The organism is Mesobacillus sp. ABV4_180 (genome assembly GCF_056158485.1).
On record NZ_JBSWTJ010000001.1, the window covers coordinates 2,621,151 to 2,634,278 of the forward strand.

The window sequence follows — 13,128 nt, forward strand, 5'->3', positions numbered from 1 at the left end:
ACCCTTAAATATATATAGTTCTTATGAACTGAGCTTCTTTGGAATCAGAAACTGTTTCAAACATTCCCAATTCCTTAAGTCTTTTTTTCAAATGTAAACGATTAATATCTGAATCCTTTTTATTATTAGATATATAAATACCTCTTTTATTCAAGTAACTTTCGTATTGTTCTAAAGTAAGCACTCTATTGTTTTGTATTGCCGCTAAGTGAACAGATAATGTTATAAATTCATCTGTTGCTAAATAACCAATTGCAGATCGTCTTCCTCTTTTAATTTCTTGTATTATACTTCCAGCTTCTTTAAATTGACGATAATAAGCACTTTTCCAGGAAAATGACGTTTCACGGTCGCTTTTTCGCGTAGCATTATGTTTTTCAATTAAAGATAATAGTACTTCGAGATTGCTTACCTCAGGATTGTTAATATCATTCCAAAAGTTTTTTTCTAATACTTTCCAGTATGATGAATTCCCATGAGGATATTTACTTTTTTTTCTATTATTTTGTTGTGTCATCCAATCAATATAAAATGCAGCCATGAACCCTGAAGATAGCTCAACGAATTCTTTAAAGTCTTCATTTTTTTGATAAGCATTTATAAAAACGGATATGTTCGGAGATTCTTGTTTACTAATAATATTTGCTTCTCTTAACAAATTTCTGGTGAGAGCTATAAAAACAAAGTCCATACCAGAAGCTTGTAATAAATCTAAATCCCTTTCAAAATCCTCAAAAATAGGGTCTGTTGTTTTTAATTCTGCTATTGGACCACAAAATAATCTTATCTGTGGTGAAAAACCACACAAAGTTAAATTATAATTCTCTGTACGAAACCCATTCAATACATCTTTTTGAGGACTAGTTCCGTCTAATAATTGTTGCCTACTTTCTTTTACCCAATACCTGAGTGCTTTCAGTACTCTTACTACATAGGTAATAAGATGTAATGATAGCACCTGATATAAAAGACGAATAAAATAACTTCTTTGTAACTTTTTTCCATTTCAAATAACGAATTTAAATCTTCTCTTAATAACTTTGCATGAGCTGGACAAAAAGGAGGAACATATGATTTTTTAAAGTTATCAAATTGCTCAATGTCCATACCAATTTTACTTTTCAAATAATCCAAAATTAACCTTGTTTCGAATCCCAAATGTTCCTCTTCTATAAAGTAATCTCTAATTTTTTCAAGTAATGAAACATCCAAATTCTCTTCATACATCGTTGTTAATAAAGAAAATAAAAACTTGCCATACCTTTGTCCATTCTTACTTGGATAGGCTTTAACTAAAAGTAAATGCGATGGTTCCAATATATCAATATTTTGGTTTTTAAAAAGGTGAATTCGTTCATATCTATCCAACTCTTCATATCTTTTCTTTTCTGAAAAAATTTCATTTAGCGCACCTTCTAAGCTTTTATCAGTAATCACATTATAGTTTTCACTGAACCAGAGAGATAGTACATCCTTAATTTCTTCATCACCTTTTAAACGGTGAAACTCGCTTACTTCATTAAATAATTCATAATACGTTTCTGGAAGGACTTTCTCTTCTTGAGTACTTTCAGAATTCTTTTTGCCTTTAGTTCCTAATAATCTTGCACCCCCGGTAATAAGCTCTTGGCAAAATAGATTAAATATATCCTCAATATGGTTTGCACGTATCGATAATGGGATAATATCCTGCTCTGTTGTTGAATGATAAGCACCCATGTTGCTAGAATTCATGGGAATTGTAAATTTCAATCCACTTGGGTAATAAACTACATTATCCTTCAATTCTAACACTCTAGAGTCAACGAGATTTTTATAGTTATCAAAATAGCTATTGACATTTTGTTTATTCATCATTTAAGACCTACCTAGCGATTTTTTTCTACCATAAGAGTTTTTCGATTCAATGCAGTCCGGTAATATACTTTGTAATTTTCCTTCATAGAATCATCCATTATAAATAATTCATTCATATTTTTCACGTTTACAGGAACTTTCTTTAACGCTTCAACAAGAATTTTAACTTGGCTAAAAGACTGTAACTCAGATTCCATAGGTTCATAACCAATGGAAATTGATCGTAAGTATTCATAAAAGCCTAAGTTAACCGTAAAAGTAACCAAGCCATCATTAACGTTTAATGTAAGATATCTTAATAAAGTGTCCATATAAATTGATTGACTTGGCTCAAAGGAAGGTTCTGGCCCTATATTAAATTCGGCCTCTTGATATGCTCGGTAAAGACTTCGATCAGTATTTTTATCTTTAATGAGGTAAAAAGAATTACTCTCATCCTCCCAATTTTGTAAGCCCTGATGTTTATGAATTATTTTTCTTAGATACGCGCTTATTTTCGTATATATCTGTTCATTAATATCATCAAACAAATCATCATCTTCCTCACCCTCTGGTGTAAACAGGCGAGACATCTTTTCTATAAGTTCAACATACTCCGAAAAGTAGTTATAACGAGAAAGGTCACCAATTTCTAACTTTTGGTTAGTAAAAAACTCCCTTCTTTTCAGAACTTTAAATAATTGCAAAGATATTTTTTTAAGTTCGTCTAATATTTCATTTTCTATATCTTCATTTACATCTGTAGCCATAGTAGACAATTCTATTTTTATTTGCTCTAACACTTTACCATATATTTCAAACACAAAACTTTCAAATGGGGCAAATTCCATTTCAGTATGGCCTAATAAAATTGAATCAAGATTAAAGAAAATGTCTGATGAAATATTATCCACTTTTTGATTACTCCGATTTGCAAAATCATTAATAAAATTTTCGCCATTCAATAACTTTATTAGTTGACCACCTAGTTCATAGGAGGTGTTATTAAGAAGCTTTACTTCAGAAAATAATTCTTGGTCATTCATAGCTAAATTATAGTAGAGCTTTTGTGTGAAGTTAGCTAAGTGATTTAATGTCTTTTTATAAATGACACCTTTTTCAGAAGATAAAAAATTTAGTGTTCCATTATCCAAAAGGCTTTTAAAACTAAGTAGTTCACTCACTTCTTTATTAATCTGATCACAAAAATTCTTCGTATAATAATAAGAATAATGGCTTATCGTTAAATAACTTAAAATATTTAATAAATTCCTGGTCGTAACATGAAATTCACTATCAAAATGAACAAAATTCAGGAGTAATTTTAATCTTTCGGATACTAAATTGTTATTTAAACTTCTTGCATTAAACTGAACAAAGCATTTATCCTTTATGGTACATTCTTCACACTTCTCCCAAATGAAATTATTAGGGTCGTATAATTTATCAACTATTTTATCGTACATTGAATTTAATTGAGAGTCCTTATTAATAGTCGGATTATAGGTATTAATCAAAGATCTGTTATTAAGGTCAATCAACAAAACTTTCCATGGATTTGCATCGGGACTTAATTCAGAATCAGAAGTCTTTATTTTAAGTTTTCCTATGATTACTTCTCTTAACTGGGAGAATTTTTCCGAGTTATTAAAAAAGTGCATTATCATCCCTGTATTAATTGCAATTACATAAACTCCCTGTAATTGGGTTCCTCTTTCGAAAGCCTCATCTGAAAAATCTGCTAGTAACCCTGTTAACTTTTGAGCTTGAGTTTCTAAAGGGGACGAAGATTCAGTTGCATCAAAATCAATAACTATTTGTTTTCCGCTTTTTGTGACCATATTGGTTTTATTTTCTAACTGTTTAAGGAAAGCAGTTTTTCCATCTCCTGCATTACCCGAAATTAGAACTAAGTCGTACTTATCTTCTTCTATTTCTTTTAATAATTTCGTATCTAATTGTGTTTCCACATAAAGGTGATTTCTTAGTTGTTCATCTATATTTTCACTTATTGCTGAAGCAGAGCCAAAATTTAATTGAGCCAATATGTTTATAGGTGATGTCATGCTTTCACTCCCATATTAAAAGTTAAATCCTTACATTTTAAATACTACCAAAGATATATTAAAGAGTACATCCCTCTTGCAATAACAATAGAACGTATTTATTTGTTTTCTATCACATTATCACGGAAAAAATTTAATTATAAAAATATGGAAGAAAGAACTCTTTATGTCAAGCTTTCGACGTAAGGCGTTCGGAATACCCTTATATTCTATTTTTAATTTGACCAAGAGTGCTTTAAACCAAGCCTCTTACAGGGCCTTTTTGGGTCAATTAGCCATAATGCAAATTCATCACTTCTAAAGTAAACAACGCGTTTATGGGTCTCTAAAGGGATGTCCAGCAAATTTCAATAAATTATTTACTTTGCTAATTCCAGCGTCTTTTCGTGTAGCCAATAGACCTTAATTTATCCGAGCATGTCTCTCCTCTGTCCAAAGGCAAATTTCATTAAAATAATGGTCACTCCCATGTATCATTCTAACAAAATTAAAAACCTGTAAACATACACGATATTCATCGTGTTTGTCTACAGGTTGAAGGCATTTTATAAAATTGATTGATAATCACCATAAACTTTTCTAAATGTATTCGATACTTTTGAATCTCCATAAATATTAACCGAGCCGCCCAATACTTTAGTGTTAATACGTTGCATAAAGCTTTCAAGTCTAGTATAATCTTCTACTTTTAATTCTCGGTCCGGATCTTTTTCTTTTAATTGATCCCTTAGATAGTTATAAAACGGTAAGAGTTTTCCATTTAAGTGTTGTAAGTCAAAGCCATTTTCGTTTATATAATCCTTATACATATCGAATACTTGGGTAGATGGTACTGGTGTGAACAGCATTGGTATTACAGAGCCAACTCTTTCGGATGCATATAAAGCTGTGTCATATATTTCTTCTATGTCTTCACCAGGTAAACCAAACATTACAAATGCATTAATGTTTTGCCTTCTCGGATCATACCCAACTTCTGTAAGAGCTTGTAAAAGCGCTTCAAACCTCTCTAGATTACTATTCCACGATCTATTCCAACGAGCGTTTGTTTCCTTTTTTATAGTTTCTAGAGGGAGGTATATCCTTTCAAAACCGGCTTGATGCATTAGGTATATAACTTCAGGAACACCTACTAAATAGAGCCCTAGACTACTATCTGTATTATTTTCGTATACCAACTCGTGCCTTCCACTATCTTTATATACTTTACTTAATAATAACTCGTCCGTATCTGCTACTAGAAGCTTAACGTATTCATCATTTTCTTCAAGTAACTCTACTGCACCTTGAGTTAAATCTTCATCTATACTTACTTTTAGAATTTTTTTATCGACACTACTATTGGTCGGTAACCCTTTATCTAGTTTTAACTTGAACTCACTTTCTACTGTTAAAGTCGCAATTATTCTATCCTCATCACGAAGTTTTAAGAGAAATCTTTTTCGGTCTCCCATTGCGACTCCTATTTCAATTCCTTCTGGTGCAAACAATTTTATTCCATGCAAAGACTTATCAGCCATTACCGCCCTAATTATATTCTTAAATTCTTGCATTTTCATTAATAAATTATCTTCATAGAAACAGAAAACTCTAGTACCATGACGGAATAACTCTTTTATTTCTGTCATTACATCATCTAGTGTTCTATTTCTTACTTTAGTACCGTCATTCAATATGTTAGAAGCACAATAAGCACAAATATGTGGGCAGCCTCTAGAAGTAGTTAATATAGTGTATGGAGGCTTTTCCCCATCTGGGTAAAGGTCCAGAGCTAAACATCTATTTGAAGCATCGGTAATTTCATTATATACAACTAGATGATTAGCCATTTGTTCATCATTATCTAGATCGATTTGGTCTCCTTTAATAACCAAAGGGTTAATTCCAAGCTTTGTCTGAGGATGGTTATATTTATGGGTCAAGGTAGGATATATTCCTCCTACCCTTACCTTTGCATTCGGAAAAATATTAAGTGCTGCTTGAATAACATCCCTGGTACTTTCCCACCAATATGTCATTATCGAAGTAACCCAAATTTCTATTTCTCGATATTCTTTGTGCTTAATATCTTCTTTCAACTCTTCTAAACGTTGCTCGAGTATAAAAGTAGGCATACCAAATATATATTTCCACTTTTCATTACTATTTAACTTATAAGTACTTGGCTCATTCCGTTCAATATTTGTTCCAAGAACAACCACTGATTTCTTTTCTTTTCTTACAGCATCGTAACTCTCAAAATCAATATCCTTACCAGAGATTCCACTATCTTCGCCATATGGATTTAAACAATCAAATAGTTTTAACTCATATCCTTCCTCACGTAGCCAGGTAGCAATCTTTAATAAACCATGCGGCATACTCCATCTTGCCCAATATTGAGTATCATAAACTGGAGGATTGATAAGGATACCTAATTTATTTCTCTTTTTCATAACACTCCAACTTTCTTTCCCAAACTCTTTCTTAAAGAAATGCTAGTATGCGAGTTATCGAAGTAATTAAATGAATTACCACTTCGTTTTTCATTTAAAAAAGCTGCGTGTTGATAAAACTCTTTATAGTCATTTCTTGTTATCCCATTGGTCTCTGCTAATGGAAACAAGTGTGGTGATAATTTATCTAAGCCTAAATCGTTAGAGTACTTTTTGTACTCTTGTGTACCTGGAACAGGTGTGTATGGTTTTGGTATTAATGATCCGCATGTTTCCAATATATTAAAGCTGTGTTTAAACATTTTTTCAAGGTTATCCTGTGGTGTACCGATCATTAGAAATCCTGCTAAACTACCGGAAGCTACTTTCCTAACAGGATTATTTTTAATCAGTTCATAATATACTTTCTTATAACTATCTATATTAAGTTCGTTTCCGAATAGGTCGTATTCTAGAAAAAACGATCTGAAACCAGCTCTTAACATCCTATGATATATATCCCCTCGAGCCTTCGATGGATTTATTCCACAAATACCATGAAAGTTAATATTAATATTCTCTCTTTCGATGTATTGAATCATTTCGTTAAGAATTGAAGAATCGTCTTTAAATAAATCACCTTCAAAAATTACTATATTTTTAACTTTATTCTCTATCAATGTTTTGATTTGACCTTGAATGTTATCTAAAGTGTTTTTTGGGGTGAATTTAATACCCCCAAAACTTAATACCTTTTTGTCATTAAGAACTTTTGTAATGCCCTGGGAATAAATGTTAAAATCAGGTACATTGTTTGAGAAATCAAAAAAGTCTTTAATAACAATATCAGCACCAATTTTTAGTGCTTCTTCCGTTTCAACCTTTGGGAAAGATCCCATTAGAACAATTTTAACCTCAGGGAAGTAAGTTTTAAAATATGGTATTAACCTGATAATTGACTCATACCAATAAGAAGTTAATGAGGTTATTACAATGTACTTTGGTTTCCAAATAGAAGATACTTCATCTAGATTTTTAGAAATGTTATCTAAAGAAGCTCCGTATAACCTTGTTTTGTATTCATCATTATTAATTTTTTTACGACTCAATTCACGATTTGATACACGGCCATTTTCATCTGGTAACATAAAATCCAATAGTTCCACTTTACACCCTATTATATTTTTCAATAAATCGCTTAGTAGGAGTAGGTCAGTTGGCTGATTCCATTTTAACCAGGCATATCTAACTTCAGATACTGGTGGATTCACTAACAGGATGCTATCTTCTGAACTTATGGAATTTAACCATTCGTTAGGTGATATAGTTATCAAAGCGGTTCACCCTCTTAAATTTTCTTTGTAAGTAGATGTATATAAGTATTTAAATTCTCTTGAGGCAAATCTGATGCAACTGTAGCTAAACAATGTTTAATATACGTATTATCTCCCATGCTGGACCTCATTGGATGGTCCCAATTCAGAAATATTTTTTTAGCTTTAGGATTAACTTCACAGAATAAATTAGAATTTCTTGCGTGTTTGTAAACAATATCAAAGTTTAACCCTCGAATATTGATATTTCGCTTCCATATGTCAGCATTTTTATTTAAAAGTATTCTTTTGTTGGCATTATCTATCTTGTGAGTACCTTCAATATTATCAACTAGATTCACTTCATAAGATGCTAGTTTACCCTCAGCCTTATATTGAACTGCTTTAGAAAGAGCCATTTCATATGATTTCTTTTCTTCAAAAAACCTACCTTCTATATTTGGATCTGATATCCCCATTTCTCCGATTGTCATGGCAGCTTCTCTTATAGCTGTTCTCTGCCCTTCGTATTTTTTTACAAAATTATTAATACTAGCATTTATTTCACTTCGCATTATTATAGAATCAATTACATCTTTTAGGGGTCCAACTAAACGATCAGGATCTTCTCCAATAAGGTATTCTTTTAGATAATTATAGATTTTACTTTCTTTATAAAAACCTTCTCTACCAGGGTTTATATCTTCAATAGCATTAGTACCGCGTAAAATGTTTATCTCACCAGAGATTTGACTTAAAGCCACCTTTGAAGATCCAGTTAGTTTTTTATCCAAATCAAAAAATGTAGGCTCACCAATCGCTACACCTTTAACTCTAATTAGAATCCCTCGGGACTCAGCTGGATAAATTGTTGATGATTGTCCAATTAGAAATCCTTTAATTTCATATCTTTCATCTGAAATATCTAGTTTTTTAATTATATCCTTATCGTAGTTTAAGAAAAGCTTTTCAATTGGTTGGATTATTTGTCTTTCCAAGGGCTTAATTAAAAGGTCATCTATATTATAAGTTACATTTAAAACGTGCCCCTTTTCTTCTCCATCAATTTCGTTTCTTATAAAATCTGCCAACTCTATTGGTATGTTTTCATGTATATCAGATCTTATTGGGATAATTCGACTTAAACTCCAAAGGAATTGGTCGATTCCTTTATAGCTCTCAATATTACGAGCACCTTTTTTCCCTCTCTTTTGGAGCTCATTTCTAACAAATTCTTTTATGTTAGTTAGTATTATCTTTGTATATGATTTTCCTTTATCTTCGGCCACTACTTCACTAATTGAAATTTCACAAAAATTCTCAATATCCTCTAAGCTTTTCGCTGAATCGAGTGAAAATAAGCGGTCAAAATCAATAACGGCTTGAAGCTCTATCATTGAAGAATCAAATGTATATTCTACTTTTAACTCATTCATTGGATTAGGTAAATGAATAGTTAAATCATTTATTTCTGCTTCAATTTTATTACCAAGAACATCAGTTACCTTATTAATTTCAATATATTGTAAAACTTTTGAGTCACCCAGTTTATCAAGTATTAACTCTGAGAAGTCTACTTTTGTTTCATTAAACAAATAAATATTTAAGTAGGAATGAACTTCCCCTGTCCTTTTGGTAACTACCTCTAATTTTTCACAATATCTTGCTGGAGCAAGGAATCCAATTCCCTTCCCTCCTATTCGCGGCCTCCCGAATTTTGTGAATTCACTCTTAGAGGTACTTTTTCCTATTCTAATATACTCTCGAATAAACTCTAGAGGATTCATTCCATGTCCGTTGTCTTCAATTAATAAATGTTTATAATCCTCAATAAAATTCAAGTGTACCTCTTTAGCATCTGCATCGTAAGAATTAGAGACGATCTCTTTAACAGCTTTGACGAATGGCTGATATACACCAGATAATTCCCTTAATACAGATGGGCTAATTCCTCCAAACCTTGTTCCACGATTTGTTTTACTGACTGTATTTTTCATTTGAATCCCCCAACTTTATAATAAAAATTGACCCTTCACTGGAATTTTTTATTCCATATAGCAATATGTAATTATTAGTAATAGACCCTAAGCATAAATCCAGGTCTGTTTTGGTGTTTTGTATTACTATTGAAGAATTTTGAGTTTGTGAGTAAATCACTAAATTATTCTCGTTATTTGTCCAAACGATGTATTCATTATTTATAACTGCATCAAACAAGGTTCTGTCCTTAAAGGAATATTTTCGTTCTGTAAATGTCCCGCTCGCTTTACTAGAAACTATTTTTAAATCTTCAAGGTCGACTCTTTGTTCTACACCAGTTTTTGTGTTTAGCATATAAATCGAATTGACTCTGTCATAAAAGTACAAGGTATTATTAATTGAACCTAAGTACCAATTTTTATTTAATCGATCTTTGAAATCATCTGATATACTTTTTTGAGGAGTAGTATTTAATGGTGACTGTGTCGTCTCGCCAGTATCAAGGTTAATATAATCCTTTCCTACATTAATAAAAGATGTATTTTCAGCTACTGGGATCTTATATTTTTCGAAAAGATAATTGTTTTTATTTTTCCACTTTATCTCATTATTTACATAGTCGAATGCATATAAGTTAGTTAGGCTAATGTGTGATCTGGCATCTTGTAACCTACCTAGTATAATTGAATTTTTATAAAAACCCAATAATATATTAGCCGTAGTATTAAACTCAGATATCTTTGAATTAACTAAATTCCTAACATAAAGTTTACGTTTACCATCAGTTTTAGTTAGTGAGAATAAATTATCCTCGTGAATTTCTGCCCAACCAGAGATATCCCAGTATTTTGGAAATTCACCTTTCCAGACTTCTTCTAATTGCAATGTTCATCAGTCCCTAAAAATTATAGAATCCAGTTCAGTTTTAATTAGGTCTGCACCATGCCTTCCTGAATAACCTTTAAAATCACCATCACTCATCCAATTCACTTTTTGAGTTTTAACTAAATATTTTTTTAACTTATCTCTATCCAAACCATCTTTTTTCTCGTTTAGACAATTAGGAATTAGAAATCCCCCTAACTTACTTAAGGCCAAGGTACCAATTGCTTTAGTTAATAATGAATTTTTTTTTCCTACCCAAGCTTCTGGCCAAATTTCTGCCACAACATTCCAAAAATCTAACGCAATACGGTACTTCTGCTGAAACCCTAGAACTTTTACTTCACCAGCCTGAAAAAGTTCTATTAGTGAACTCCTCAATGACTGCAAAGAAACTGGCCTCTTAGTTCCTCTTGCTCCTACTAGATTTACTTTTTGATACCAAGGGCTTTCTTTATCAGATTCCAACTTAATCGCAATTTGGGAATACGCATCATTTTTCCTTCCAATGAAATGAACATGACTCATAGAAACTTTTTTTTGCTCACGATTGATAGTAATGAACAATTCTTGTTCTAGGTCGTCCTTAATGTTGTCAAAAAGCATAAATGGTATTTTGATGTCATCATCATAAAATTTAATAATACCTAGACTTCTATGTTGTCCATCAACAATTGATAAACATTCATTAATCGGAAATTTAATATATCCAAAATCGTTTGATATCTCTTCAAAACGCAACTTGGTTTTAGCATTAAGTAATATTGGTGTTGAAAATGCTGAATCACTGTCCTTAAGATATTTCGCGAAAGACTCTGCTCTTTTTAGATCAGGTGGTCTTTGGTATCCCAATCTATCATTTTGTGGTGGATAATGATCTGAATATAACAAGACACTTGCTTCCTCTTTAGTTAAATAGCCGATATATGTAGTAGTTTGCTTTTGAATAGTTTTTATTACCTGCAATGTAATTTCATCCATTTTTTCGCCTCCAAAAATCACATTTACTATAGTATATCAAACAAATGTAACAGTTACATTTGTTTCTGTGATTTTTTTATTAGCTTTTCTTAACGTTTTAATATGTATATAGTAAATTCTTAAAAGCACTTTTGAAAGTTCACTTCTTGTTTTGATAAAAGTACCGCCTATTATGGTATTAAGTAAAATATATAGACAAAACTTGTCTATACAAAAAAGGAGCCCTTTTTTTGGCTCCTCTTTGCACATTTAATAGTCTGATGCTCATGCGTCTTCGAGTTTCTTCATATCTGCATCTGAAATAAAAATAATATTATTTTTATCATACCTTAACCAGAATGTAATAAAATCTATGTATAATCTTCTTGCTACACTACCACTTGATCTATAAGTTTCATTAATACTTTCTCCATAAAAGTAAGTTTCTATAGATTTAAAGGATATAAATCTTGTGAAAACTCTTTACTAAAGAAGCTTGATCCATCAACGAATAAGGCTTTAATATTTTTGATCTTATAATCTTGGGATTGGCTTCACAGTACGAGGAATGTATACAACAGAAAAAAATTTATTCTCATTGGATAGATAGGTCAGTGATTTTTTTCCTCACTATAAGCTTCCAAATATAAACCTTTTAAAGCTTTCCTAGCCGCACTCCTCGCACTCCTTTTATCCATCCCTACCCCAATATAATCCTTATAAGGTGCCCCTTCCTGGCATATCGTCACAACTACTTTATAATGATCCTGATACTTAATGATTTCCATTTCAATTTCATCATTGTATTCATTGGTGAACCTATTAACCCTTCGACCGATATATTCTATTGAATACATTTCGGTTCCTCCAACCTATTATTTACTCGTCTTTTTAGTATTCCGTTTCTTTTTAAGAATAACTTTCTTCTGTATTACTTCCTTGAGAGCTGCATTGTAGTATTCTTGGTTCTCTTTTAATTCATAAATTACTTTCATTAGTTCATATGGTTTCAATTCTAAAGAAGCTGCCAAATTAAAGAAAGTCTCAAGTGATGGTTTATATTGATCTCTTTCTAAATTGCTAATGGTTCTGCGGTCTTTATTGCTTAAGTCAGCTAAGTCTTCTTGATTAAGTAGTTGTTCTCTTCGCAGCTTTTCAATAATCTTACCTACCACAATGATCTGTTTGGTCTTTTCGTGATCCAAGGGAAAACTCCTTTTTAAGACCATTAGATAACTATTGATTAAATTGGAACACGTATATAATTAGACATTTGTTTCCTTTATGCAACTTTTTAAAACTCATACTAAAAAGCGGCAGTCTATGACTGTCGCTAGTGTATTTATATTTATATTTATTTATGTAGTTTACAAGCAAGTGAGATATAACTATGTTTTTGGTGAACCAAATAATAAATCAAACTTTACACGAATAAACATATCCAACTACCTATCCATTTTTCTGTTTAAAATCTATGTATCTTTCAAGGGTAAGGAGGTAGTGATTTACTGAATTAGGAAATTCCTTTTCTATATCCATTCTCATTCGAGAAGTAATTTCACTTTCCCCTTTATAAATTCCTCTTTCCACTATTCCATTAAAACGGCCGACATAATCTCTAGCTGATTTTTCGCCAATCTTATATTCTTTCATTAAAAAATCCTTAAACTCCATAAC

At 31.5% G+C, this 13,128-nt stretch carries 11 protein-coding genes; all 11 read right to left on the bottom strand.

The features are described 5' to 3' along the window. Positions 1-4 precede the first annotated feature (4 nt). Complete coding sequence (locus ACXAEA_RS13350) at positions 5-958, bottom strand: hypothetical protein (RefSeq protein WP_475096375.1); 954 nt, start codon at positions 956-958, stop codon at positions 5-7. Beyond that, a complete protein-coding gene (locus ACXAEA_RS13355; protein WP_475096376.1) occupies positions 928-1,857 on the bottom strand; it encodes a hypothetical protein in 930 nt (309 codons plus the stop codon). The genes ACXAEA_RS13350 and ACXAEA_RS13355 overlap by 31 nt, the downstream gene beginning before the upstream one ends. 11 nt (positions 1,858-1,868) lie before the next feature. Beyond that, on the bottom strand, positions 1,869-3,902 hold the full coding sequence (locus ACXAEA_RS13360; protein ID WP_475096377.1) for a hypothetical protein: 2,034 nt from the start codon (positions 3,900-3,902) through the stop codon (positions 1,869-1,871). Positions 3,903-4,447: 545 nt separating this feature from the next. Further along, on the bottom strand, positions 4,448-6,337 hold the full coding sequence (locus tag ACXAEA_RS13365; RefSeq protein WP_475096378.1) for a radical SAM protein: 1,890 nt from the start codon (positions 6,335-6,337) through the stop codon (positions 4,448-4,450). Next, entirely contained in the window at positions 6,334-7,650 is a 1,317-nt protein-coding gene (locus ACXAEA_RS13370) for a radical SAM protein (protein ID WP_475096379.1), read from the bottom strand. The genes ACXAEA_RS13365 and ACXAEA_RS13370 overlap by 4 nt, the downstream gene beginning before the upstream one ends. Before the next feature lie 14 nt (positions 7,651-7,664). Next, positions 7,665-9,626 carry an ATP-binding protein gene (locus tag ACXAEA_RS13375; RefSeq protein ID WP_475096380.1) on the bottom strand — a complete coding sequence of 654 codons (1,962 nt, stop codon included), beginning with the start codon at positions 9,624-9,626 and terminating at the stop codon, positions 7,665-7,667. After that, on the bottom strand, positions 9,607-10,494 hold the full coding sequence (locus ACXAEA_RS13380; protein WP_475096381.1) for a hypothetical protein: 888 nt from the start codon (positions 10,492-10,494) through the stop codon (positions 9,607-9,609). Before ACXAEA_RS13380 ends, ACXAEA_RS13375 begins: the two co-directional genes overlap by 20 nt. Before the next feature lie 6 nt (positions 10,495-10,500). Beyond that, positions 10,501-11,472, bottom strand: coding sequence for a DGQHR domain-containing protein (locus ACXAEA_RS13385; RefSeq protein ID WP_475096382.1), 972 nt, complete (start codon positions 11,470-11,472; stop codon positions 10,501-10,503). Between the two features lie 590 nt (positions 11,473-12,062). Then, positions 12,063-12,308: a hypothetical protein gene (locus ACXAEA_RS13390; RefSeq protein WP_475096383.1), complete on the bottom strand. Its 246-nt coding sequence runs from the start codon at positions 12,306-12,308 to the stop codon at positions 12,063-12,065. Positions 12,309-12,326: 18 nt separating this feature from the next. Beyond that, positions 12,327-12,656, bottom strand: coding sequence for a helix-turn-helix transcriptional regulator (locus tag ACXAEA_RS13395; RefSeq protein WP_475096384.1), 330 nt, complete (start codon positions 12,654-12,656; stop codon positions 12,327-12,329). Between the two features lie 244 nt (positions 12,657-12,900). Beyond that, complete coding sequence (locus tag ACXAEA_RS13400) at positions 12,901-13,125, bottom strand: hypothetical protein (protein WP_475096385.1); 225 nt, start codon at positions 13,123-13,125, stop codon at positions 12,901-12,903. Positions 13,126-13,128 lie beyond the last annotated feature (3 nt).

What these genes read in the sequence shown, in the direction of transcription:
- ACXAEA_RS13400 (WP_475096385.1), bottom strand. Translation starts at nt 13,125, where the DNA reads ATGGAGTTTAAGGATTTTTTAATGAAAGAATATAAGATTGGCGAAAAA.
- ACXAEA_RS13385 (WP_475096382.1), bottom strand. Translation starts at nt 11,472, where the DNA reads ATGGATGAAATTACATTGCAGGTAATAAAAACTATTCAAAAGCAAACT.
- ACXAEA_RS13355 (WP_475096376.1), bottom strand. Translation starts at nt 1,857, where the DNA reads ATGATGAATAAACAAAATGTCAATAGCTATTTTGATAACTATAAAAAT.
- ACXAEA_RS13390 (WP_475096383.1), bottom strand. Translation starts at nt 12,308, where the DNA reads ATGTATTCAATAGAATATATCGGTCGAAGGGTTAATAGGTTCACCAAT.
- ACXAEA_RS13360 (WP_475096377.1), bottom strand. Translation starts at nt 3,902, where the DNA reads ATGACATCACCTATAAACATATTGGCTCAATTAAATTTTGGCTCTGCT.
- ACXAEA_RS13365 (WP_475096378.1), bottom strand. Translation starts at nt 6,337, where the DNA reads ATGAAAAAGAGAAATAAATTAGGTATCCTTATCAATCCTCCAGTTTAT.
- ACXAEA_RS13375 (WP_475096380.1), bottom strand. Translation starts at nt 9,626, where the DNA reads ATGAAAAATACAGTCAGTAAAACAAATCGTGGAACAAGGTTTGGAGGA.